The following is a 24,238-nucleotide window of genomic DNA, read 5'->3' as shown; positions in this document are numbered from 1 at the left end:
CACCAGCCTAGAGCCCGCGCAGCCGGTGGGCGAGTGAGGTGTGCCTGCGACCGGAGGAGGCGTTGGCGACGGCCCGGGCCAGGGCCCGGCGCGAACCCACCAGCACCACCAGTCTCTTGGCGCGGGTGATCCCGGTGTAGAGCAGGTTGCGTTGGAGCATCATCCACGCCGAGGTGGTGACGGGGACGACCACCGCCGGGTACTCGCTGCCCTGGGAGCGGTGCACGGTGACGGCGTAGGCGTGGGCGAGCTCGTCGAGTTCGGTGAAGTCGTAGGCGACCTCCTCGTCCTCGTCCGTGCGCACGGTGAGTTCCTGGGCCACCGGGTCGACCCCGGTGACCACCCCCATCGTTCCGTTGAAGACCCCGTTGGCCCCCTTGTCGTAGTTGTTGCGCACCTGGGTGACCTTGTCCCCCACCCGGTACACCCGGCCGCCCAGTCGGCGTTCGGGGACGTGGTCCGCGGGCGGGGTGAGTTCGGCCTGGAGCGCGGCGTTGAGGTTGACCGCACCGGCCGGGCCGCCCTTCATGGGTGCCAGGACCTGCACGTCGCGACGGGGGTCCAGGCCGAAGCGGCGCGGGATGCGCCGGGCGACCACGTCGACCACCGTCTCCGCGGCCTCCTCCGCCTCCTCGCAGGGGAACAGGAAGAAGTCGGACATGCCCTGGAACTCGGGGGTCTCCCCCCGGTTGATCCGGTGCGCGTTGGTCACCACTCCGGACTGCTGGGCCTGGCGGAACACGTGGGTCAGGCGCACGCTGGGAACGGGTGAGCCCTCCTCCAGCAGGTCGCGTAGGACCTGCCCGGCGCCCACGGACGGCAGCTGGTCCACGTCGCCGACGAACACCAGGTGCGCTCCGGGCGGGACCGCCTTGACCAGCTTGTTGGCCAGCACGAGGTCGAGCATCGAGGCCTCGTCCACCACGACCAGGTCGGCGTCCAGCGGATGGTCGCGGTCGTGCGCGGCCTCGCCGCCGGGGCGGAGTTCGAGGAGCCGGTGGACCGTGGAGGCCTCGTGCCCGGTGAGTTCCGTGAGCCGCTTGGCCGCGCGCCCGGTGGGGGCGGCCAGGACGATCTTCGCGCCCTTGACCGACGCCATCGTGACGATGGCCGACACCGTGTACGACTTGCCGCAGCCCGGGCCGCCGGTGAGGACGCACACCTTCCGGGTGAGGGCCTCCCTGACCGCGTCGCGCTGGGCGTCGGCGAGGGCGGACGCGGAGCGGCGGTCGAGCCAGGCGAAGGCCCGGTCCCAGTCCACACCGACGAAGCCGGGCAGGCGTTCGAGCGGCGACTCCAACAGGGTGCGCAGCCCGGAGGCGAGACCGATCTCGGCCCGGTGGAAGGGCAGCAGGTAGACCGCCCGCACCGGTTCGCCCTCGGGCCCGGGCACGGTCTCGCGGGCCACCCCCTCGGCGGCGACCAGTTCGGCCAGGCATTCGATGACCAGGCCCGTCTCCACCTGGAGGATCTTCACGGCGGCGGAGATGAGCCGTTCCTCGGGCAGGTAGCAGTGGCCGTCGCCGCTGGACTCCGAGAGGGTGAACTGGAGGCCCGCCATCACCCGCTGCGGGCTGTCGTGCGGGATGCCCACCGCCTGGGCGATGGTGTCGGCGGTGCGGAACCCGATCCCCCACACGTCGGCCGCCAGCCGGTAGGGCTCCTCCTGGACCACCCGGATGGAGTCGTCCCCGTACCTCTTGTACACGCGGACCGCCAGTGAGGTGCTCACCTGGACGCCCTGGAGGAAGACCATGACCTCCTTGATGGCCTTCTGCTCCTCCCAGGCGTCGGTGATGAGTCCGGTGCGCTTGGGGCCCAGGCCGGGTACCTCGACGAGCCGGGCGGGGGTCTGTTCGATGACGTCGAGGGCGTCGGTGCCGAAGTGGTCGACGATGCGTTCGGCCATGCGGGGTCCGATGCCCTTGATCAGCCCGGAGCCCAGGTAGCGGCGGATGCCCTGCACCGTGGCGGGGAGCACGGTGGTGACGTCGTCCACGTGGAACTGGCGACCGTACTGCGGGTGCGACCCCCAGCGGCCGTACATGCGCAGTGACTCGCCGGGCTGCACGCCCGGCAGGTTGCCCACCACGGTGAGCAGGTCGTGACCGCCCCGTCCGGTGTCGACCTTGGCGACGGTGTATCCGTTCTCCTCGTTAGCGAAGGTGATCCGTTCCAGGACCCCCTGGACCATCGCGCGTGCGGGTGCTGACACGGCGTTCCTCCGCTCCTCTCAGCTGCCGTCGGTGCCCGGGAGCGGCGGCGCGTCGTCGCCCAGGACGGCGAGCACGCGGTCCCGGTCCGCCCGGCGCAGGCCCTCGGCCACCCGGGTGTAGGAGTGCGTCAGCATCTCCACCAGCTCGTCGTCGGGGACGGTGCCGTCCAGGAGCACCGAGTTCCAGTGCCGCTTGTCCATGTGCCAGCCGGGAGTGACCGCCGGGAACCTCTGGCGCAGCCCCAGGGCGAGCTCGGGGTCGCACTTGAGGTTGACCGTGGCGGGCGCACCGCCGCCGCCCCCGGTGAGCAGCGCGAACATCTTCCGTCCGGCCACCTTGTACACGAGCGCCCCCGGCCCGAAGGGCTCGCTCTCCCCGGCCTCGGGAAACCACAGGGCGGCGTCGATGAACTGCTCCGGTGTCATGCTCTCTCCCCCGTACCGGTCGACCCGGTGTCCGTTCCGAGCCTGCCAGAGGGAAGCGACCTTCGGCAGCCCCTCCCCCCGGCCTGTGGACGACGTGTGGTGGCTCCGGCCGGGACCGCGCGGGGAACCGTACGCGTCGGGGGCCCGCGGGTAAGATCCGCCTCGAAGCTGCCCACGGCCGGTTGGAGTGCCCATGAAGGCGCGCGGTGTACGCAGGCTCGCCCCGCTCGAACCCGGGGACCCCTCCGAGGTGGGCGGACACCGGGTGCGGGGGCGGGTCGGCGCGGGCGGCATGGGCACCGTGTACGCCGTCGACTCCCCCGGCGGCCGCGGGTACCTGGCCGTCAAGGTGGCCCACCCCGGGCTCGTTCGCGACCACCGTGTCCGCGAACGGTTCGCCCACGAGGCCCGCCTGCTGGCCCGGGTCGACAGCCACTGCGTGGCGCGGTTCGTCAGCGCGGACGTGGAGGCCGACCCCCCGTGGCTGATCACCGAGTACGCTCCCGGACCGACCCTGCGGCACCAGGTGGAGCGGTTCGGCCGACTGCGCGGCGGGATGCTGCTGGGTCTGGCCGCGGGGGTGGCCGAGGCGCTGCGCGCGGTGCACGCGGCGGGGGTGGTGCACCGCGACCTCAAACCCGGCAACGTGGTGGTGTCGGTGGCGGGGCCCAAGCTCCTGGACTTCGGGATCGCGCACGCGGCCGAGGAACCCGACCCCACCAAGTGGCGGCGGCTGCGCCGGATGCGGCGGGCCTTCCGAACGCTCGGACTGCCCTCTCCGGAGGCCCTGGCCGACGCGCGGGTGGCCCGTTCACTCGACCGGCGGGGCACCCCGGGATGGATCAGCCCGGAGCAGTACCGCCGCCAGCCCACCACGCACGCGTCGGACGTGTTCCTGTGGGGTGCGACCGTGGCCTTCGCGGCGGCGGGGCACGACCCGTTCGGGACGGCGCCGCCCCGGGAGATGGCCCGACGCGTCACCTCCGAGGAGCCGGACCTGCGGTACCTGCCGCCGGGGTTGGAGAAGCTCGTGGTGGCCGCGATGAGCGTCGAGCCCGCCGACCGGCCCGGCTCCGGCGAACTGCTGCGCGCCGTGCTGGCGCTGGAGGGGCCGGAGGGCGGGGTGCGTACCCCGCCGGAGGCGGGCGAAGGGGGCGTGCGCGGGCTGCTGGAGCGGCACTGGACCAGGGTGGCCGTCCGGCCTCCGCTGCCGCCGCGCGAGGGCGGCGGCCTCCTGGGCCGGCTGCCCTCCCCCCGGCTCCCTCAGGGAGGGGCCGGGGTGGGCGGGGTCCCCGCTCAGAGGAGACCGAAGTAGGCCCGGCTCTCCTTGGACCAGAGGAAGGCGAGCATGGCCGCGGCGAACCCCAGCGGGACGGCGGCGAGGAGCCCGCCGGACAGGAGCGACCACAGCAGGATGCCCCCGGCGGCGCCCTGGAACAGCAGGGCGCTCCAGAAGACGCCCACGGTCCGGCGGCGCAGTCGGCTCGCGATGAGGACCGACAGCGTTCCGTAGACGCCCGTGACCAGGGCCATGAGGCCCATGTAGGAGCGCATGGCCTCGACGTCGATGGACAGCGCCACGCCCTGTTCGGCGGCGATCGCGGCCTGTTCGTCCAGGGCTTCCCGCATCACCGCGTCGGGGGCGGAGAGCCCCATGAGGAAGAGTGTGAGGAGCAGGAGGCCGCTGACACCGCCGACGAACATCAGCGTCCGGACGGTCACCACCTTGCGGGGCATCGGGGCGTCGGGGCGCAGGGCCTCCAGGTGGGGGGCGTCGAAGTCGGGCAGCCCCCGTTGCGAGGGCACGCCACCGCGTCCGGTGTCGGGGTCGTACGGGTCCTGGCCAGAGGGAAACACGGACGTCCTCCGAGGGGTCGAGTCGACTTTCCCCACCATGGTAGGCGGGTACCCCCACGAGGGCGCGGACGGAGCCTCCCCCAGCACCACGAGCTGGGCCGAAACCGGCCACGGAACGCGACCGCAATCGTCCCGAAACGACGGTGAGCGATCGCATAGAGTCGAGAACCCGCACGCACACGGGAGATTCTGCAAATCGTAACCCCCCGGCCCGTGCCCGAACACCCGTCCCCATCTAGGGTGAAAAAACTCCGACCCCTCCCGCCCCCGGGGCGGTACCCCCGCACAGTCCCCCAAAGGAGTCACAGCAGACATGTCCAGACTCGTGCGCGCGACCGGCGCACTGATCCTGACCGGTGCCCTGGTGGTGCCCCTGGCCCCCGCGGCCAGCGCGTACGCGCCCATGGACACCCCCGACGGCGATCCCGCCTTCACCCTCACCCTCCTGCACGGCAACGACCCCGAGTCGGCCCTCCTGCACGCGTCGGGCGAGGCCGGGTACGGCGGAGCCGCGCGCTACGCGACCCTGCTCGACCAGCTGCGCGCGGACGAGAACGCGGGCACCGGCGCCGACGAGGGCGAGGCCGAGCTCCGGGGCGTCGTGGCCGTCAACTCCGGCGACCTGTACCTGCCCGGGCCGGAGTTCGCCGCCTCCCGGGTGGAGGGCGCGCCCTTCTACGACGCGGTCGCCACGTCGATCATCGACTACGACGCGATCTCCATGGGCAACCACGAGTTCGACTTCGGGCCCGACGTGTACGCCGAGTTCATCGGCGCCCTCGAGGACACCCCGGTGGTCGCCGCCAACGTCGACGTGTCCGGTGAGGCCGCCCTGGCCGCGCTGGAGGCACAGGGCCGCATCGCCCCCAGCACGGTCGCGGAGGTCCAGGGCGAGAAGGTCGGCATCGTCGGCGCGCTCTACCCGCCGCTGGCCTCCATCTCCAGCCCGCGCGACGTCGTGGTCGACGAGGTCGTCGGCCCGGTCCAGGCCGAGGTCGACCGCCTCACCGGTGAGGGCGTCGACAAAATCATCCTCATCTCGCACCTCCAGAACATCACCTACGAGGAGCGGGTCGCCAAGGAGCTCACCGGCGTGGACGCCATGGTGGCCGGAGGAGGCCACGAGGTCATGGCCAACCCCGGCGACGCCCTGGTCCCCGGTGACTCCGTCACCGACCACCCGGGCACCGGCGAACCCCTCTCCTACCCCCTGCTGGTGAACAACGCCGACGGCGTCGAGGTACCCATCGTCACCGCGGGCTCCAACTACAAGTACGTGGGCCGCCTGGTCCTCAACTTCGACGCCGACGGCGGTCTCCACTCGGTGGGCGAGCGCTCCGGCCCGGTCCGGGTCTCCGGCACCGGCGCCGACGCCGTGGAGCCCCACCCCGAGGTCGAGGCCCAGGTGACCAAGCCGGTCGCCGACCACGTGGCCGAACTCGCCGAGACCGACGTGGCCAGCAGTGAGGTAGCACTGGACGGCACGCAGAACCCGGGCGTGCGCACCCAGGAGACCAACCTGGGCAGCCTCATGGCCGACGCCCTGCTGGACACCGGCAAGCGCAACGCCGAGGAGTACGGCGTTCCCCAGCCGCAGATCGGCATCCAGAACGGCGGCGGCATCCGCAACGCCTCGGTGATCCCGGCCGGACCGCTGACCGTACTGGACACGTACTCGATCGCGCCCTTCGCCAACCAGGTGGCCGTGGTCCCGGAGATCCCGCGCGCCCAGGTCAAGGAGCTCCTGGAGCGCGGCGTGGCCTCCGCCCCCGCCGCCGACGGCGGGTTCATGCAGGTCGCCGGGGTCAACTTCGCCTACGACCCGGACCGCACCGCCCAGGTCGTGAACGAGGACGGCGACGTACTCACCCCGGGTGAGCGCGTGCGCAACGCGATCCTGCACGACGGCACGGTGATCGTGGAGGACGGCGAGGTCGTGGAGGGCGACGCCATCACGGTCGTCACCAACGACTTCTCCGCCGGCGGCGGCGACATGTACCCGTTCCGGGGCGCCGACTACACCGTGGTGGGTTCCACCTACCAGGCCGCTCTGGAGCGCCACCTCACCGACACCCTCGAGGGTGAGGTGACGGCCGCCGACTACCCCGAGGGCGGCGCCGGTCGCATCGTGGTCGGTGACAAGGCCACCGTTCCTCCCGGCGGCGGTGACGACGACGGCGACGGGAAGCCCCACCCCACGGAGCCGCCCGCGTCGCCGAGCCCCAGCCCGAGCCCCAGCCCGAGCCCGTCGCCGAGCGGCGCTCCCTCGGACGTTCCCGGCACGCCCAAGCCGGGTGCTCCCGACGACAAGAAGGGCGGCTCCCTGCCGGTCACCGGCGGGGCCCTGACCGGCCTGGTCATCGCGGCGCTGGTTGCCGTGGGCGCCGGTGGCGCCGCGATGTACCTGAGCCGCAGGCGCCGACCGGCGGCGGGCACCGGGGAGATCGAGGGCTGATCCCACCCCGGCCGCGCCCCGCGGGGGCGTCCGCGCCGTGAACGCGGGCCCGTCCGAGTACCTACTCGGGCGGGCCCGCGTCGTCGTGGACGGCCGGTCCGCCGGTTCAGCAGCGCGGTAGTCCCTCGATCGGCTGCCAGGGCTGGCTGCCCCGAAGGGCGGTGGCGCTGACGAAGACGTCGCGGTTGCCGGTGTCGTCGTCGGTCAGGACCCACCAGGTGGAGTAGCCGTCCTCCCCGTCGGAGTGCGGTTCGCCCTCCGCCTGGCAGAAGAAGTAGTGGCGTCCGGACCAGAGCCAGCCGCCCGTGGGGTAGCGGCTGTCCTGAGACCAGTAGGTGCGGGCGTCGCGCCAGGTCGTGTAGTAGTGCCGGTGGGAGAAGGCGCTGGCGGCGGTGCCCGTCGACGCCTCCGCCGGTTCGTCGGCCAGGGCCGGGGCCGCCAGCGCGACCGGTAGGGCGACCGCGACGGCCAGGGCCGCCGTCAGCGCCGCCGGTGCGCCCCGGGCCCCCCCGCGTCGTCTCCACTGTCTGGGCCGGGTCGGGCCCTTGGGGCCGCCGGGTCGGGTCCCCGCGCTGTCGTCGCGCCGCACCATCCACACTCCTCGCGTGTCCCGGACCGGGGTCCGGGAGGGGTGAGGGGTCCCGGTGGGGACGCGGGCCCGCCAGGGGCCGTCAATCACCACCAACACCACCATTGCCACCCCTATCATCACTCAGAGTGTCCAAAGGGACGCGTTACGACGCGGCGAAGGCCCGAGGACGACCGCCCCCGGCCACACCTTCCCCTTTTCACCAAGAAAGCACAAAGAAAGCGCTCCAGGCAGCCATTCGCACTATTTGACCGGTATGTGAATAGCGTATTTTCGGCCAACCTTGGGCCATCCGGCGCGCATAATAGGGAAATGCGCCACCCTGGACCTACGATCGGCTCCATGACCTGCGTTTTGCTGGCCGAAGACGATGTCTCGATCTCCGAGCCTCTCGCGCGCGCACTCCGACGCGAGGGTTACACGGTAGACGTGACCGTCAACGGCATTGAGACACTCGACCGCGCCCGTGCGGGAGACATCGACCTCATGGTCCTGGATCTCGGGCTCCCCGAAATGGACGGCCTTGAGGTGGCACGTCGGCTCCGCGCCGAGGGTCACGGAACGCCGATCCTCATCCTGACCGCCCGCGCGGACGAGGTCGACACCGTCGTCGGCCTCGACGCCGGGGCCGACGACTACGTGACCAAGCCGTTCCGGCTCGCCGAACTCCTCGCCCGCGTCCGAGCCCTGCTGCGGCGCGGCGGGGCCGAGGTCCCGGTCGTCCACGGCGTCCGCATCGACAACGACTCGCGCCGCGCCTGGCTCGGCGACCGCGAACTCCAGCTCACCACCAAGGAGTTCGACCTGCTGCGCGTCCTCGTACGCGACGCCGGAAAGGTCGTCACCCGCGAACAGATCATGCGGGAGGTGTGGGACACCAACTGGTGGGGGTCGACCAAGACCCTCGACATGCACATCTCCTGGCTGCGCCGCAAACTCGGCGACGACGCCAACCAGCCTTCCTACATCACGACCGTCCGCGGCGTCGGGTTCCGGTTCGAACGAGACTGACACGGCCCTGGGAACGACGCGCTTGCCCGTCGACCGCCCAGGGGGTCGGACGGACGTGAGGTGACATGCGCAGGCGGATGGTTTTCTCCACCCTGGTGGTGACCGTCATCGCCGTCATGCTGCTCGGACTGCCCCTGGGGGCGCTCACCTACAAACTGGTGCACGACGAGGCCAGCCGGCAGCTTGAGGGCGAGGCCGAACTCATCGGCGTCGAGAGCGACAACATGCTGGAGCTCCACGGCGAACTGGACCTGGCGGAGTTCGATCGGGAACACCCGAACCGGTTCGTCCGCATCACGCCCGCGGACGGACCGACCGCCGTGACCGCGGGAGACCCCGCGCTCAATCCCGACGCCGCGGACTCCCCACGCCTGCTCAAAGCCACCGTCACCACCAACCGCGGCACCAGGGTCGACGTGTGGAGCGACGGCGAGGACGTCCAGGAGAGCGTGGTCCGGGCCTGGCTCGGCATCGCCTCGCTCTCGCTCCTCGCCATCGGCGTCGCGGTCGGCCTGTCCATGTTCCAGGCCCGCCGCCTCACCCTGCCGCTGGTCGACCTCGCCGCCACCGCCGAACGGCTCGGCTCCGGCGTCACCACACCGTGGGGGCACCGCTACGGCATCCCCGAAGCCGACCGCGTCGCCGAGGTACTCGACCGCAGCGCCGAACGCATCGCCGGGCTCATCGCCACCGAACGCCACTTCGCGACCGACGCCTCACACCAGCTCCGCACACCACTGACCGCGCTCACCATGCGGCTCGAGGAGATCATCGCCGAATCCGGCAACCCGCAGGTCGTCCGCGAGGAGGGCGAAGCCGCCCTCGCCCAGACCGAACGCCTCGTCGAGACCGTCGAAAGCCTCCTCGGCCGCGCCCGCAAGAGCCAGAACCCCGAAGTCGAGGCCGTCGAACTCGACCCCGTCCTCAACCACCTCCAAGCCGAGTGGTCGCCCGTCTTCCAGCAGGAGAAACGCCGACTCCTCGTCACCGGCGACCCCGGACTGACCGCCATGACGGTTCCCACCGACCTCGCCCAGATCCTCGCGACCCTGGTGGAGAACGCCTACAAACACGGCGCGGGGACGGTGACCATCCGCCGCCTCGACACCGGCCAGTCCGTCCGCGTCGAGGTCAGCGACGAAGGCGAAGGCGTCCCCGAACACCTCTCCAGCCGCATCTTCGAACGCGAGGTCAGCGGAGGCGGAGGCACCGGTCTCGGACTCGCCCTCGCCCGTCACATCGCCGAATCCGAAGGCGCCAGGGTCGAACTCGTCCAGACCCGACCCACCACCTTCGCGCTCTTCCTCCCCGCGGGGGCCGGAGGGCTGTCGAAGATGTCGGGGCCCTTCTGACCGGGCCGAAGCGAAGCGCAGGCCCCAAAAAGAACACACCCACCCACCTCAGCCACCAGGGGGGTGCTGTCCGTTCGAGCGCCGGAGAGGGTTCTGCAAGACGAGTCAAGCCGCCAGCGAGGAACGAGCGTCAGGCGCAGACGAGGATGAAGAATCCCTCTGCAAAGGCGCCGAACCCGGGCCGAAGCGAAGCGGAGGCCCCAAAAAGAACAGGCCCCAGGACGGGGGTCCTGGGGCCGCGCGGCTACTGGGCGCTGACCTGGGGAGCGGACCCCTGACCGGCGGGGACCTCGCCCCGGACCACCAGGTCGCTCCACAGGGCGCGCACCCGCTCCAGGCCGTAGACCCCGACCACCTCGGCGCGGGCCCGCTCGCTCTCCTCGCCGAACCGGCCCTCGGAGACGGTGGCGTGGATGGACTCGGCCATCGCCACCGGGTCGTCGTGAATCCAGTGCGGGTCGTAGATGGTGTCCGAGCCGGGCCAGGCCAGGAGCGCCGGGACACCGCCGGAGGCCGCGCACTCGGCGGGCGCCAGGTGGAACGACTCGTCGTCGCTGGTGGACAGCACGAACCCCACCCGGCGCAGCCAGGTCGCCACGTCCGGGCCGAAGCCGTCGAAGACCACCCCGGCCGCCAGGCCCTCGTCACGCTGGATACGCCGGTACACCCGCTCGAAGTAGGCGCGTTCCTCCGGCCGGTTCCAGATCCACCAGTACTCCCACGGCTGCTTCGTCTTCACCGACAGCGTGTACCGGGGGTCCATCCTGCGCAGCTCCGAGAGGACGTCCAGCCCCCGGTCCAGGCGCTTGCGGGACGGCGCGATGCCGATCATGCCCAACGAGTACCGCGCTCCCGCCAGCTTGGGGCGGTCCAGCTGGCGGTCGTCCACCCAGTTGGGCAGCACCACGACCTTCTCTGCGGGCCACCCCGTGATCTCCCTGGTGAGGTCGGCGTAGTGCGGGCTCACGCAGACCACCGCGTCGACCTTGGAGACGTCCAGGCGGCGCGGCCACTCCGCGTACAGCTCGAACCGGTGCAGGCGCACGATCAGCCGCTGACCCGGGCGCTTCCACTTGGCGTAGAAGAGCGCGTTGGGGCCGCACCACTCGCAGATCACCACGTCGGCCCAGGCGGCGAGCTCCCGCGACCGGTACTGGTCGTGGGTGCTCAGCCCCTCCCACTCGTCGATGCGCACGTCGAGGCCGGGCAGCGAGTCCAGGTACTCGGCCAGTCGCGTGAAGAACTTGAGGTCGTGCCCGGCGATGACCACCTTGAGCGGACGCTCCGGGTCGGCCCCCTCGGGCGCGGCCGGGATCGCCTCCGCGAGGTAGCCGCGCAGGCGTTCGGCGGCCCGCTCCAGGGTGTGGTCGGCGGCGGCCGCGCGGCAGCGTTCGGCGGCCTCGGCGTACACGGCCCGGTCGTGGTAGGCGCGGGCGATCACCGCGGCCACCGAGGCGGTGTCCTCCCCCGCGAACAGCGGGTAGTCCGCGCCGAGCAGGGCCTCGTGCATGGGGGTGCGGTTGAGGACCACCGGCAGCCCCAGCGCCCCCAGCTCCAGGACCTTGGTCGAGAGCTCCAGGCTGGCGTCCATGTCGGGGTCGCGCCAGGACAGGCCGAAGTCGCACTCGGCGGACTGGCGCAGGGCGTCGGCCCGCGCCATGCCGCCGCGCCAGTCCACGTTCGGGGTGCTCTCCAGGGCCCTGCGCATGCGCTTGGCCCAGTCGGCGGGTTCGGCGTGGACCTTGTCGCCGATCATCACGAGTTCGGAGTCCACCCCGAGGCGCGCCAGCTCCTCGGGGAGCTCGGTCATCTCCAGGGTGTTCCAGCGGGGCGCGAACTTGCCGGTGTAGGCCAGGCGGGTGCGCGCGTGCGTCTGGCCGGTCGCCGCGACCCCCTCGGGGACCGCGGCGACCGGCGGGAACAGGACGGAGCGACCGCAGGCGGCGGGCACCGTGGACTCCAGGAACGCCCGCAGCTCCTCGGTCTGGCAGAGCACGAACCGGGAGGCCAGCGCGATGTCGGTGAGTTCGGCGATCGCGGACGCGGTGAGTTCGGCGACGCCGTGCGGGAAGTCCGTGAGGTAGGTCCACAGCTTCCCGGCCAGGCTCTCCTCCTGGGCGGCCAGCCCGGCGAGTCGGCGCCCCCGGACGACGACCAGGTCGAAGGGCCTGCGGGCGTGCAGACCGCCCATGAGTTCCACGGCCTGCTCGGGCGTGAGGCCGCGCGGCCCGAGGTCGGGCAGCGAGCGGTCCTCGTAGGGGCGGACCAGTCGTACGGCGGGGTTCTCGGTGAGCGGCGCCGTGAGCCGGTCAGTGCGGATCTGGGCCTTGAGCAGCAGGGTGACCTCGCAGCCGGCCGCCGCCAGGGCCTGCGCCATCGACTGCGCCCAGATCGCCGAGCCGTCGATGATGTTCAGGTCCACGTCCCCGTACAAGAGTGCGCGCGGAGGAGCTGTGCTCACGTTCTTCCCTTCGAAAGCTGGTGGGTGGCGGTCTCGCGGACCGCCGCGCCGTGGACGTCCTTCGGGGGCCGAACGGACGGCGGGTGGTCGGGCGGGGCGGCGGTGGTCAACCGACCGCACCCGTCGAGGCGTCGGCGTGGGTGGGGCCCTCATTGTCCCCGTCCGCGCCGGAACCGTGGTCCGGGCCCAGGGCCAGGAGGCGGGTCCCGCGCCGGTTCCACTCCGCCGGGAGCCAGCCCCGGCGCAGGAGGTCGGTCCGGGCCAGTTCCGGGGCGACCGAGGTGACGAACACGTACTGGCGGCCGCCGGTGTCGCGGTCGAAGTAGCCGCGTTCTCCCAGCCCCCGGGTGTGCGGTTCGCCGCTGTCGGGCGTGTCGGGGGTGCCCACGGCGTCGGCTCCCGAGCATTCGGCGGCGCCGACAAGGTCGGCGAGCCGGTGTCGGCCGACCGGGCCGGTCCACAGGTGCGCCCACGGGGCCGTGGCGCGTTCGGCCAGGGCCGCCCAGTGCTCGGGTTCGAACCCGCCGCCCCGGGCGCGGTCGCCCTGGCGGGTGAGTTCCTCCGGTGTGTCGGGGGCGGTGGCCCGGGCGGTGCGGACAGTCACGCCCTCGGCGCGCAGGGTCTGGACTCCGGGCATCCGGGCGGCGGTGTCGGGAACGACCACCTCGGCCGGGCGCAGCCGGGACCCGAGGAGGTCGTCGGCCAGGCGGGCGGCGTCGGCCTCGGTGGCCGGGTCGGCCAGGACCGCGACCCCCCGCCCGCTGAGCGGAAGCTCGGTCGCGGGGGTGCCCGACGCGAAGTCGAGGCCCTCCAGGAGCGCGGCCAGGCGGACCGGGGCCGCCTCGTCGAGGAACACCTGCCGCAGCATGGCCCGTACCTCGCGTGGCGTCGGCGTCTCGGCGCGCAGCCGTGGCACGGTGACGGCGAGGTCCTCGGCGTCCGGTGCGGGTACGGCCGGGTGGCTGATCACGCGAGTGCCGCAGGCCCAGGCCCGGCGGCGCAGGCGCAGGTCGCCGGGGCCGGACTCCGGGATGACGGCGACGTTGGCGGCGCGCAGGGCGTCGGCCAGGCGCGGGGAGTCGGCGTCCACCACTCCCACGCCGAGGTCCACCAGGACGTCGGGGACCTGTTGGTCCGGGCCGGTCCGGACGAAGACCGCCTCGGGGCCGTCGACGAGTTCGGCGGCCACCGGGTTGAACCGGTGCAGCGGCACCCCGGCGTCACCTCTGTGCACGCGGTCGAAGCCGAGCTGGCGCAGGGCGGGCGGGGCGGGCGCGTCGTCGAGCAGGACGGTGGGGATGCCGCGCGCCGACGCGGACTCCAGTACCCAGTGCAGGGCACGGGTACGGTCGACGGCGGCGGGGTCTCCCACGTGCGCCCACGGGGACCCGGGGGCGGCCGCCGAGGCCGACACCAGGAGCAGGTCGACGTCGACGGCGTCCATGACGATCTGGGCGTCGTGCGGGCGCAACGGCACCGAACGCAGGTAGGGGTCGACCGCCTTCTGGACGTCCGGTCCGAGAACGGTGGCGACCACCAGCAGGTCCTCGCGCCCGCCGCTCAGACCGGTGAGGAGGCGGGCCTCCTGGCGGTCGGCGTCGAAGGAGCGGACCGGTTCGACCCGGCGCCGTTCGGCGTGGTTGGTGCTGCCGCTGCGCCGCCACAACCGGTACAGGTCGCGCGGGAGTCTGACCAGGGACCGGCCCGGGCGTTTGGCGGCGGCCGTGAGCGCCCGGCCCACCTGGAGGGAGGTCGAACCCTCCAGCGAGGCCAGGCGGGCCTGCGCCTCCTGAAGCTGGGCCTCGCGCTCGGCCAGGGCTTGCCGAAGCTGTTCGGTCTGGCTCTGTTCACGCCGTTTCACGGTCTGCCACCTTGTGCTCGGTTCGGGAAGCCTCGGGTCGGGACACCGGTGTGCCCGTGGTGCGGTCCGGGTGCCGTGCGCCGCCCGGACGGATGGGGATCACGGCCGTTCACCGCGACCACTGGGTGAGGACAGAGGCGATGCGCTCGCCCGCGTGGCCGTCCCACAGCGGCGGGACGTCGCCGATGCGCTCGACCGCGTGTCCGTCCAGGACCTTGCCGAGCGCCTGGAGCAGGTCGGCCTCGGTGACGAGCTGGTTGGTGCCGTGGGTGAGGGTGATCGGGCGCTCGGTGTTGGGGCGCAGGGTGAGGCAGGGGACGCCGAGGATGGTGGTCTCCTCCTGCACGCCCCCGGAGTCGGTGACGACGGCGTCGGCACCCCGGGTGAGGGCGACGAAGTCGAGGTAGCCGAGGGGTTCGAGCAGGCGCACGCGCGGGTGGTCGCCCAGCCCGGCGCGGTCGAAGGCGGCCTTGCCGCGCGGGTGCACCGGCATGACGACGTCGGTGAGGTCGGCGATCTCGTGGAGCCGCTCGGTGAGGAGCGCGACGTTGGCCGGGTCGTCGACGTTGGCGGGCCGGTGCAGGGTGGCGGCCACGTAGCGTTCGGGAAGGTCGAGACGGGCGCGCAGGGCGTCCGCGTCGAACCGGTCGAGGTTGCCCAGGAGCGTGTCGATCATCGGGTTGCCGACGAGGTGGACGCGGTCCGGGAAGATCCCCTCGGCGGCCAGGTGGCCCACGGCCTCGGGGCTGGTCGCGAAGAGGAGGTCGCTGAGCTGGTCGGTGACCCGCCGGTTGACCTCCTCCGGCATGGTGTTGTCGAAGGAGCGCAGGCCCGCCTCGACGTGCGCGACGGGGATGCCGAGTTTGGCGGCGACCAGCGCGGCGGCGATCGTGGAGTTCACGTCTCCGTACACGACGACCATGCCGGGCGTGTTCGCGGTGAACTCGCGCTCCAGGCCCACCATGAGCGCGGCGGTCTGCGCGGCGTGCGAGCCGGAGCCGACCCCGAGGTCGACGTCGGGTGTGGGCAGGCCGAGGTCGCGGAAGAAGACGGCGGACATGCGGTCGTCGTAGTGCTGACCGGTGTGCAGGACCGTCTGGTGCGCGCCCCGCCCGCGCAGGGCGGAGACGACCGGAGCGGCCTTGACGAAGTTGGGGCGCGCCCCTACCACGTGGACGATCCCGGTGTCCTGGCTGCCAAGAGGGGCACTCGTTGCCACGGCTGTTTCCTTCTGCTTCTGGTGGGGGTGACTGCTGTGCTGGTGTGGGCCGGGGTCCGGCCGGGCCGGACGGTCGGTCCGGTCACGGTCCGGGTGACGGAGTTCTTTGCCCCAGCCGTCCCGTCCGTGTCGCCGTGTTGTCACCATCCGGCCACGTCCACGTGGTTGTGTGACTGACCGTGCATGACTCCCAGATTCCCGAACCCCGTGTTCCGCGTTCGCGCGTCCTCTGGCCGCGGGCGGTGACCTTCACCGCGACGTTGGCGTGGCGGCACCTGCGCTCCGATCCGGCGCGTCTGCCGCTGCTGGCGCTGCGGCTGATGCCCGGCCCGGTGCGGACCTCGGCGCGTGCCGTGTCGGCCCGATCGGGCGCCCTGCCGCGCGCCTACTCCCTGTGGGACCAGGGTCGGCGCGGCGAGGCGCGCGAGGTGGTGTTGGCAGCCGCCACGGACGCCCCGCCCCGCAGGGTGGGCCGCCTGGTCGCGGCCGCGCTGGCCGCCGGGGACGCCGACACCGCTCGTGAGCTGGTCGCACGCATTCCTCCGGGGCCGCATCGGACCTCGGCGGAGTACCGGACGGCGCTGGCCACGGGGCGTGCCGTCCCCGCGTCCCCGTCCGTTTCGCCTGACCGTCACGGGTTCACGTTAACCCGCGGTGCGCCAACGCGGCCCGACGACACGGTGAACGCTCAGCGACCGGACCCCGGCGCGGATGGCCGCGGTTCCTGGCGGGTCGCGGCGGACCCGGGCCGTCCGGGAGCGGGGGTGCGGGTGCTGCACCTGGTCACCAACGCGCTTCCGCACACCAACGCGGGCTACACCCAGCGAACGCACCGGATCGCGGTGGCGCAGCGTGAGGCGGGGATGGACGTGCACGTGGCCACCCGTGCGGGTTACCCGCTGACGAAGGGGGTGCCGGACCCGCGCACGCTGGTCCGCGTGGACGGGGTCGCCTACCACCGTCTGCTTCCGTGGACCGCTCCGCGTGACCACGCCGAGGAGCTGGAGTCCGGGTTGCGTCTGGCCTCCGACCTGGTGGAGGCGGTGCGGCCGGACGTGCTGCACGCGGCCAGCAACCACCACAACGCGCGGTTGGCGTTGGAGCTGGGCCGCCGGTTCGGGCTTCCGGTGGTCTACGAGGTGCGGGGGTTCCTGGAGGAGTCGTGGCTCTCGCGCGACCCCTCTCGCAGCGTGGACGACGCGTTCTACCGGGCGGAGCGGGCGAGTGAGACCGAGTGCATGCTCGCCGCCGACCTGGTGGTGACGCTGGGCGAGGCCATGCGCGCCGACATCGAGGCGCGCGGGGTGCCCCGGGAGCGGCTGTTGGTGGTGCCCAACGCGGTGGACGCGTCGTTCCTGGAGCCGCTGCCGTCGGGGGACGAGGTCCGCCGGCGGTTGGGGATCGGACCGGACGAGTTCGTGGTGGGCACCACGACGAGCTGCTTCGGCTACGAGGGGCTCGACGTGTTGCTGGACGCGGTGGCGTCCATGCGGGAGAGGGGTGAGCGGGCGCACGCCCTGGTGGTCGGGGACGGCCCGGAGTTGGCCACGTTGCGTGACCGTGCGGGGAGGCTGGGGTTGGAGGGGGCCGCGCACTTCCCGGGCCGGGTGCCCGCCGACCGGGTCCGTCACCACCACGCCGCACTGGACGTGTTCGCCGTGCCACGACTTGATGAACGGGTGTGCCGCTTGGTGACACCGTTGAAGCCGGTGGAGGCGATGGCCGGCGGGCTGCCAGTTGTCGCGAGTGATCTTCCCGCGTTGCGAGAGATCGTGGAACCGGGGGTGTCCGGCGAGTTAATTCCGGCGGGCGAATCGGCACGTCTAGCTGATGTCCTCACAAATCTCGCCTACAGTCATCAAAAGCGGACGACCTACGGTCGAGCTGGTCAGGAGCGTGTCGGAGCCAACCGAACGTGGACCGAGGCCGCATACCGCTATAACCAGGCGTATCGGGTTCTTTTGCGGAAAATGTCCGGACCAGGCCAGAACCCGTAACCGAGGACCGCGTCTGCCTACACTCGGACGTCCCGCACTCCGAATGGTGTACCCAGGGCAGTTCTCGACTCTTTGCGCCCGTTCACGAAATGAATGCGAGTGTGACCGCGAAGTGGATGCCGCAGCCTCCAACCCAGCCCATGTCCCCGAGCAGAGCTCCGGTTCGGCCAGCGACCTCGTCGTCCTCGGCCTCGGTTACGTCGGTCTCCCGCTGGCGGCGGAAGCCGTCTCGGCGGGACTGAGAGTGACCGGATTCGACGTCAGCACGCGCGTGGTCGACGGTCTCAACAGATCCGAGTCGCACGTCGACGACCTGTCGGCGGACGACGTCGCCGCGATGCTGTCCCAGGGGTTCCACGCGACCAGCGACCCGGCGTGCCTCTCGGCGGCGCGCACGATCGTCATCTGCGTGCCCACGCCGCTCTCCCCTGAGGGCGGCCCGGATCTGGGCGCGGTCACCTCCGCTTCCAGGGCCATCGCCGAGCACCTGACTCCGGGCACCCTGGTGATCCTGGAGTCCACCACGTACCCGGGGACGACCGAGGAGGTCGTCCGGCCGCTGCTGGAGGAGTCCGGCCTGGTCGCCGGGGCCGACTTCCACCTGGCCTTCTCGCCCGAGCGCATCGACCCCGGCAACCCGGTCTTCGGCGTCGCCAACACCCCGAAGGTCGTCGGCGGCCTCACGGAGGAGTGCGGCGAGGCGGCCGCGGCCTTCTACGGGAACTTCGTGAACACCGTGGTGCGGGCACGGGGTACCCGTGAGGCCGAGATGGCCAAGCTGCTGGAGAACACCTACCGGCACGTGAACATCGCCCTGGTGAACGAGATGGCCGTCTTCTGCCAGGAGCTGGGCATCGACCTGTGGGACTCGATCTCGGCGGCCGCCACCAAGCCCTTCGGCTTCCAGGCGTTCTACCCGGGTCCGGGGGTGGGCGGCCACTGCATCCCGATCGACCCGAACTACCTTTCCTACAAGGTCAAGACCCTCGGCTACCCGTTCCGGTTCGTCGAGCTGGCCCAGGAGATCAACGGCCGGATGCCCGCGTACGTGGCCCAGCGCGCCCAGGAGCTGCTCAACGAGTCCGGGCTCGCGCTGTCCCGGTCCAAGGTGCTCCTGCTCGGCGTCACCTACAAGGCCGACATCGCCGACCAGCGGGAGTCGCCCGCCCGTCCGGTGGCCCGCAAGTTGGCCGCCAAGGGCGCCACACTGACCTACCACGACCCGCACGTGGACTCCTGGCAGGTGGACGGCGTGGACGTCCCGCGCTCCACCGACCTGGAGCGGGCGATGGCCGAGGCCGACCTGACCGTTCTGCTCACCGACCACGCCGCCTACCGGCCCAAGCTGCTCACCGAGTACGCACGGCTGCTGCTGGACACCCGCGGCGTCCTGCGCCGTTCGGAGAACGAGGCCGAGGCGGAGGCCGTGGGCGAGGTCCCCTCGCAGGTGCGCCGCCGCGTGCAGCGCGAGGGAGTCCAGGTCCTCTGAGACCGGCCCGCACGGGACTCACGGGGGCACGTCGTCCCGGACGCCACTCGGCGTTCGACGGCGTGCCCTCGCGCGTTCACGGTGACCCCACCAAGGGTTCACCGGATGCACCCCACGTGTCCACTCGGCTTTCCACAGTGTGTTTCCGCAGGTGACTACCGTGTCGCACAGCTGATACCGCACCTTCACAGCGGATCATCGAACACGGAGCAGTCATACCAAACGGTGACATACGTAGGTGATCTCGATGCACGCGCTTGTGGCCACGATTGTGCACCACCCCGAGGACGCCCGGATTCTGCACCGGCAGATCCGCGCCCTCGTGGACGCCGGACACACCGTGACGTACGTGGCTCCGTTCCGGGAGTGCGGGGTGACACCGTGGGACCGGGTCCGTTCGGTGGACGTCCCCCGCGCCTCGGGCCGCGACCGGCTGCCCTCCCTGAGGGCGGCGCGGTCCGCGCTGGCACGGCTGGCTCCGGAGGCCGACCTCCTCCTCATCCACGACCCCGAGCTGCTGCTGGTCCTGCCGTCCAGGCGCCCGGTGACGGTGTGGGACGTCCACGAGGACACCCCCGCCGCGCTCCTCACCAAGCCGTGGATTCCGGAGCCGCTGCGCCGCCCGCTGGGTGCGGTGGTGCGCGGGTTCGAGCGCCGCGCCGAACGCCGGATGCGGCTGCTGCTGGCCGAGGAGGGGTACCGCCCGCGGTTCAGGGGCGCCCACCCGGTCGTCCCCAACACCACCGAGGTCCCCGACGTCCCGCTGCGTCCGCCCGGTGACGACCGCGTCGTCTACCTGGGGCAGCTCTCCCGGGCCCGGGGCGCCCACGACCTGATCGAGATGGGGCGCCAGCTCCGGGACCACGGCGTGCGCCTGGAGGTCATCGGGGGCGCCGACCACGTGGTGCGGCCACTGCTGCGCGACGCCCACCAGGAGAACGCCCTGCACTGGTACGGGTTCGTGCCCAACGACCGGGCGCTGCGCATGGCGGCCGGGGCGCTGGCCGGGATCAGCCTGCTGCACGACACCGACAACTACCGCCACTCCCTGCCCACCAAGGTCGTGGAGTACATGGCCCACGGGCTCCCGGTGATCACCTCGCCGAACCCGATGGCCGAGGCCCTGGTCACCGGGCGACCGGAGGGCGAGGCGGGCCTCGTCGTGCCGTTCCAGGACCCGACCGCCGCCGCCCGTGCCGTACTCGAGCTCCGCGACGACCGGGCCCTGCGCGAGGAGTACGCGCGCACCGGGCACCGGATCGCCCGGACCTCGTTCCACTGGCCGGTCCAGGCGCGCCTGTTCGTGAAGCAGTTGGAGGAGTGGGTGGCCGAGGCGAACGGACCGCGCCCGTCGATACCCCGCCCGCGCCTGCCCCGCCAGGGCAACCGCCGCCCCGCGCCGCTCCGGGAGTGAGCTCGGCAACAGTTCGCCAGCGAAATATCTTCCCGGCAAGCGATGTTGTGCTCGTTGGTCGCCCCCAGCCGACCAGCCCTGCACTCGCACTAGCCAGCTGAGGTATCGCATGAGTGACGCTCTCGCCCTGACCAAGGACGCACAGGACCTGCTGTTCCGCGCCGCCCGCACCGCCAACTCGTTCACTGACGAGCCGGTGACCGACGAGCAGCTGCGCGCCGTCTACGACCTGGTCAAGTTCGGTCCCACAGCGATGAACAACCAGCCGCTCAGGGTGACCGCGGTCCGCTCCCCCGAGGCCCGTGAGCGCCTGGTCCGGCACATGGCCGGCAACAACGCCCCCAAGACCGCCAAGGCCCCCCTGGCCCTGGTGCTGTCGGCCGACAGCTCCTTCCACGAGCACTTCCCCACGACCTTCCCGGTGCTGCCCACCGCCCGCGAGGACTTCTCCGGGATGCCGGTCGAGGCCCGTGAGGACATGGCGCTGCGCAACGCGTTCCTCCAGGTCGCCTACCTCATCGTGGGCGTGCGCGCCGCCGGTCTGGCCGCTGGTCCGATGACCGGTTTCGACGCCGAGGGCCTGCGCAAGGAGCTCTTCGGTGAGGACTCCACCCAGACCCCGCTCGTCGTGATGAACATCGGCCGTCCGGGCCCCGACGCCTGGTTCGACCGCCTCCCCCGCCTCGACTACGAGTCGGTCGTCACCGAGATCTGATCCCGGACCCGACACGGAAGGGGGCGGGGCGCCAGTACGGCGCCCCGCCCCCTTCGTTCGCCCGCCTCAGGGCCAGGTGAGCCGGGTCCGGTCGCGGCTGGGATCAGTCCCGTTCCCGCCGCAGGGCGGCTTCCAACCGCAGGACGGCTCTGCGCCGCTCCAACGCGACGACGTCCGCCGCCACCACGGCGAAGAACACCACGAACCCGATGATCAGCAAGGCGATGCCCATGGGGGGCCTCCTCGGCGTCAGATGACCGGTGGCCGACCGGCACGCGTCATCCGCCAGGCGGTCCGCCAGCTGATCGGCGTGCGGCGGCCCGCGTCCTCCCGCCATCCCTCACGGAAACCGGAGAACCACGAGCGCAGGGCCTCGCGGTTCCGCTCCCGCAGGACGGTGAGCCCCACCCAGGTGCCCAGGTAGGCGAAGGCCAGGGGCCAGGGCAGGTTGCGTCGGGCCAGCCACACCCGGTTACGGGCGTTGAGCCGGTAGAAGTTCTCGTGCCGGGTCGGAGCCACGGCCGGGTGGTACATCACGGCGTCGGCATCGTACTCGATGGAGTAACCGGCGTCCATGATCCGCCAGGCGAGGTCGGTCTCCTCGTGGGCGTAGAAGAACTCGCCCGGCAGGCCGCCGCCCTCGTCGAAGGCGGTGCGGCGCACGGCGCTGGCCCCGCCCAGGAACGTGGTGACCACGCTCGACCTGCGGGAGTCGCCCACTCTCAGCCGGGGCACGTGGCGGCGCTGGTCGGGGCCGCCGTCCGGGTCGGCGATCCGGAAGGAGAGCGCGCCCAGCGTGGGGTCGGCGGCGAAGCGGTCGCGCACGTGGCGGGCCAGGTCCATGGACCGGTACCAGCCGTCGTCGTCGAGGAACAGCACCACGTCGCCGCTGGTGGCCCGCACGCCCTCGTTGCGTCCGGCGGGGATGCCCACGTTCTCGGGCAGGCGCACCGTGGTGACGCCCTCGGGCAGCTCGGGCAGGTCCGCGCCGTTGCCGACCACGACCACCTCGACGTCGGCGCCCTCCTGCTCGAACACGCTCGTGATCGCACGCCGCAGCTCGGCCGGGCGGTTGCCCATGGTGAGCAGCACGCAGGACAGTGTGGGCTTTCCGGTTGCGGGCACCTGGGAACTGCTCCGTTCCGCTCGGGGCGCACGGTGGTCGTGCGCCGTGGGCGCCTCGGAGCCTGACGAGGGAGGGATCACGGGTGTGGCCATGGTTGCGACCGTTCAGTGGACGACGTGCGGCTGACAGGTGGACACATGTCAACGTTCGCAGAAACAGACTAACGAAAGAATAAAAGCGACGTGTACGGAGCCGTGGACGGGGTAGCGTCCACGGCTCCGCTCGTCGTGTCGGAGCGCCGTCGCCTCGCTACTCCAGGCGACGGGAGGCGAGCACGCTCACGAAGTGCGCGAAGCTCATCAGCACCGCGACCGCGGCGCAGGCCACGACCAGCACCCGGGTGGCCAGCAGGTCCCCGAGGAAGAGGTCGGCCACGGCCGCCACCACCACGATCAGGGACAGCTCGACCGCCTGGATGAGGCGGTGCACCTTCAGCGCCGAGGCCAGACGGCGGGCCAGGCTCAGCCCCGAGGACTTCGGCCGCATGGCCTCCTCGGTGATCTTCTCCGGCAGGCCCGCCTTGGCCCGGGCGACCACCACGTTGTCGGTCTCGGCCTTGATCAGGACGACACCGAGCGCGGCGGCCATGCCCAGGATCACCCAGCCACCCGCCTCGAACTCGCCCTGGGCGCGGATGCCCAGGCCGACGAGCAGGGCCACCTCGGACACGTAGTGCCCGATGCGGTCCAGGTAGATCCCGGCCACGCTGGTGCGGCCGGTGTACCGGGCCACCTCACCGTCGGAGCAGTCCAACAGCAGGTAGACCTGCACGAAGACGGCCGCGAGGATCGCCGACCACAGGCCGCCGAAGGCCACGATCACCCCGGCGAGCACGCCGAACACCATCATCAGGTACGTGATGGGGTTCGGCGGCACGCGGAGCCGCACGAAGACGGTCGACAGGTACGGGGAGAGGTCCCTCATGTAGAGGCGGCCCGCCCAGTGCTCCTCGTTGACGCGCTCCTTGATCCCCGCGGGCTGGCCGCCCGCGCGGACCTCAGCGACCGACGGCTTCGACATAGTCCGCGACACTCCGCCCGATCTCGTCCTCGGAGAGGTTCAGGTGTTCAAGGATGGTGAACCGGCCCGGGCGCGTGCCCGGGGCGTGGGCCACCGCGCGCGCGAACGAGGCCTGGTCGAGACCGACGTCCGCGGGGACGATCGGCAGGTCGTGGCGGAGCAGGCAGGACCGGATCTCCTCCAGGCGCGCCTGCGGCCAGTCCAGGTGCCGCACCCGCAGGAAGGACGCGTACAGCGCGCCCAGACCGGCCAGCTCGCCGTGGTTGCTGGTCCCCGGGTAGAGCTGCGTGACCGCGTGCAGGATCTCGTGGCAGGCACCGCTGGCCGGACGGCTGGAACCGGCGACCACCATGGCCATGCCGGAGAGCACCAGGCCCTCCGCCAGGACCTTGAGGAACCCGTCGGACTCGATCGAGTCGGGGCGGTGCAGGACCGCCTCGGCCGCGACGCGCGCGAAGGTGACGGCCATGCTGTCGACCGGCTCGTCGTTCAGCTTCCCGGCCAGCTCCCAGTCCTCGATGGCCGAGATGTTGCTGACCACGTCGCCGATGCCCGACCGGACCAGGTGCGAGGGCGCCGCCTGGACGTAGTCGACGTCGATCACCACGGCGATGGGCATGGTGACGCCGATCGACGGCTTGCCGCCCTCGTGCTCCAGGGAACTGACGGGGGAGGCGATGCCGTCGTGCGCCAGGTTGGTGGCCACGGCCACCATGGGGATGCCCGCCATGGTCGCGGCGAACTTGGTGACGTCGATGGTCTTGCCACCGCCGATCCCGGCCACGGCCTCGTAGGCGCCGGACCGGAGCTTCTTGCCCAGCTCGGTGGCGGCGTCGACGGTGCCTTCCTCGACCTGGAAGACCTCGCACTGCGGCAGGTCCAGGTCAGCGGCGATCTGCGCGCCCTGACCGGGGCCCACGGCGACGGCGATGCGGCCCTCGGTGGCGATGCGGCGGTCGGCCAGCACCGACCCCAGAGAGGCGATGGCTCCCCGGCGGACGTCGATCGCCAGCGGGGAGGGAAGCATTCGG

General features: G+C 72.0%; 19 protein-coding genes. 8 read left to right on the top strand and 11 right to left on the bottom strand.

Annotation, left to right across the window (positions count from 1 at the left end):
- Window positions 1-7: 7 nt before the first annotated feature.
- Both ACFYL4_RS03575 and ACFYL4_RS03570 read right to left on the bottom strand, forming a co-directional pair.
- On the bottom strand, window positions 8-2,194 hold the full coding sequence (locus ACFYL4_RS03575) for an ATP-dependent RecD-like DNA helicase (protein WP_357757901.1): 2,187 nt from the start codon (window positions 2,192-2,194) through the stop codon (window positions 8-10).
- Between the two features lie 39 nt (window positions 2,195-2,233).
- The gene (locus ACFYL4_RS03570; protein ID WP_387516158.1) at window positions 2,234-2,641 is read right to left on the bottom strand and encodes an MmcQ/YjbR family DNA-binding protein; all 408 of its coding nucleotides are present in this window, start codon (window positions 2,639-2,641) and stop codon (window positions 2,234-2,236) included.
- A 193-nt stretch (window positions 2,642-2,834) separates the two neighbouring features.
- Here ACFYL4_RS03570 and ACFYL4_RS03565 point away from each other — a divergent pair, with 193 nt between their 5' ends.
- A complete protein-coding gene (locus ACFYL4_RS03565; protein WP_357757651.1) occupies window positions 2,835-3,956 on the top strand; it encodes a serine/threonine-protein kinase in 1,122 nt (373 codons plus the stop codon).
- Here the strand turns inward: ACFYL4_RS03565 and ACFYL4_RS03560 are convergent.
- Window positions 3,938-4,498 (bottom strand): hypothetical protein, encoded by a 561-nt coding sequence (locus tag ACFYL4_RS03560; RefSeq protein ID WP_357757654.1) that lies wholly within the window; start codon window positions 4,496-4,498, stop codon window positions 3,938-3,940. The two genes, ACFYL4_RS03565 and ACFYL4_RS03560, sit on opposite strands and share 19 nt — an antisense overlap.
- A gap of 313 nt (window positions 4,499-4,811) precedes the next feature.
- Here ACFYL4_RS03560 and ACFYL4_RS03555 point away from each other — a divergent pair, with 313 nt between their 5' ends.
- Entirely contained in the window at window positions 4,812-6,953 is a 2,142-nt protein-coding gene (locus tag ACFYL4_RS03555; protein ID WP_387516156.1) for a bifunctional metallophosphatase/5'-nucleotidase, read from the top strand.
- Window positions 6,954-7,059: 106 nt separating this feature from the next.
- Here ACFYL4_RS03555 and ACFYL4_RS03550 read toward each other — a convergent pair whose 3' ends face one another.
- Complete coding sequence (locus ACFYL4_RS03550; RefSeq protein ID WP_387516154.1) at window positions 7,060-7,545, bottom strand: hypothetical protein; 486 nt, start codon at window positions 7,543-7,545, stop codon at window positions 7,060-7,062.
- Between the two features lie 339 nt (window positions 7,546-7,884).
- Here ACFYL4_RS03550 and ACFYL4_RS03545 point away from each other — a divergent pair, with 339 nt between their 5' ends.
- Together ACFYL4_RS03545 and ACFYL4_RS03540 are read left to right on the top strand one after the other, a co-directional pair.
- Window positions 7,885-8,553 (top strand): response regulator transcription factor, encoded by a 669-nt coding sequence (locus tag ACFYL4_RS03545; RefSeq protein ID WP_026128827.1) that lies wholly within the window; start codon window positions 7,885-7,887, stop codon window positions 8,551-8,553.
- 65 nt (window positions 8,554-8,618) lie between these two features.
- Window positions 8,619-9,905 (top strand): sensor histidine kinase, encoded by a 1,287-nt coding sequence (locus tag ACFYL4_RS03540; RefSeq protein ID WP_387516152.1) that lies wholly within the window; start codon window positions 8,619-8,621, stop codon window positions 9,903-9,905.
- A gap of 244 nt (window positions 9,906-10,149) precedes the next feature.
- Here the strand turns inward: ACFYL4_RS03540 and ACFYL4_RS03535 are convergent, their stop codons facing one another.
- From ACFYL4_RS03535 to wecB, 3 genes are all read right to left on the bottom strand, one after another.
- Window positions 10,150-12,339 (bottom strand): glycosyltransferase, encoded by a 2,190-nt coding sequence (locus tag ACFYL4_RS03535; RefSeq protein ID WP_357757903.1) that lies wholly within the window; start codon window positions 12,337-12,339, stop codon window positions 10,150-10,152.
- A 133-nt stretch (window positions 12,340-12,472) separates the two neighbouring features.
- Window positions 12,473-14,227: a hypothetical protein gene (locus ACFYL4_RS03530; RefSeq protein ID WP_387516150.1), complete on the bottom strand. Its 1,755-nt coding sequence runs from the start codon at window positions 14,225-14,227 to the stop codon at window positions 12,473-12,475.
- Window positions 14,228-14,336: 109 nt separating this feature from the next.
- A complete protein-coding gene (gene wecB / locus ACFYL4_RS03525; protein ID WP_357757669.1) occupies window positions 14,337-15,446 on the bottom strand; it encodes a non-hydrolyzing UDP-N-acetylglucosamine 2-epimerase in 1,110 nt (369 codons plus the stop codon).
- Window positions 15,447-15,625: 179 nt separating this feature from the next.
- On the opposite strand from wecB, the gene ACFYL4_RS03520 reads away from it, so the two are divergent.
- From ACFYL4_RS03520 to ACFYL4_RS03505, 4 genes are all read left to right on the top strand, one after another.
- Complete coding sequence (locus ACFYL4_RS03520; protein ID WP_387516148.1) at window positions 15,626-17,443, top strand: glycosyltransferase family 4 protein; 1,818 nt, start codon at window positions 15,626-15,628, stop codon at window positions 17,441-17,443.
- Between the two features lie 112 nt (window positions 17,444-17,555).
- Entirely contained in the window at window positions 17,556-18,932 is a 1,377-nt protein-coding gene (locus ACFYL4_RS03515; protein WP_357757675.1) for a nucleotide sugar dehydrogenase, read from the top strand.
- Window positions 18,933-19,179: 247 nt separating this feature from the next.
- Complete coding sequence (locus ACFYL4_RS03510) at window positions 19,180-20,346, top strand: glycosyltransferase (protein WP_357757678.1); 1,167 nt, start codon at window positions 19,180-19,182, stop codon at window positions 20,344-20,346.
- A gap of 109 nt (window positions 20,347-20,455) precedes the next feature.
- Window positions 20,456-21,061, top strand: a complete 606-nt coding sequence (locus tag ACFYL4_RS03505) for a malonic semialdehyde reductase (protein WP_357757681.1) — start codon at window positions 20,456-20,458, stop codon at window positions 21,059-21,061.
- Window positions 21,062-21,164: 103 nt separating this feature from the next.
- Here the strand turns inward: ACFYL4_RS03505 and ACFYL4_RS03500 are convergent, their stop codons facing one another.
- The 4 genes from ACFYL4_RS03500 to ACFYL4_RS03485 all read right to left on the bottom strand — a co-directional run bounded on the left by ACFYL4_RS03500 (window position 21,165) and on the right by ACFYL4_RS03485 (window position 24,234).
- Entirely contained in the window at window positions 21,165-21,293 is a 129-nt protein-coding gene (locus tag ACFYL4_RS03500; protein ID WP_357757684.1) for a hypothetical protein, read from the bottom strand.
- Between the two features lie 17 nt (window positions 21,294-21,310).
- Window positions 21,311-22,141, bottom strand: a complete 831-nt coding sequence (locus tag ACFYL4_RS03495) for a glycosyltransferase (protein WP_357757906.1) — start codon at window positions 22,139-22,141, stop codon at window positions 21,311-21,313.
- Between the two features lie 295 nt (window positions 22,142-22,436).
- Entirely contained in the window at window positions 22,437-23,207 is a 771-nt protein-coding gene (locus ACFYL4_RS03490; protein WP_357757686.1) for a CDP-alcohol phosphatidyltransferase family protein, read from the bottom strand.
- Window positions 23,185-24,234 (bottom strand): iron-containing alcohol dehydrogenase family protein, encoded by a 1,050-nt coding sequence (locus ACFYL4_RS03485; RefSeq protein WP_357757909.1) that lies wholly within the window; start codon window positions 24,232-24,234, stop codon window positions 23,185-23,187. Before ACFYL4_RS03485 ends, ACFYL4_RS03490 begins: the two co-directional genes overlap by 23 nt.
- Between the last annotated feature and the right edge of the window lie 4 nt (window positions 24,235-24,238).

This window comes from Nocardiopsis sp. NPDC006938 (genome assembly GCF_042869555.1).
GTDB lineage: Bacteria > Actinomycetota > Actinomycetes > Streptosporangiales > Streptosporangiaceae > Nocardiopsis.
Note: the sequence above shows the minus strand (reverse complement) of the source record. Positions and strands in the feature narration are given on the sequence as shown.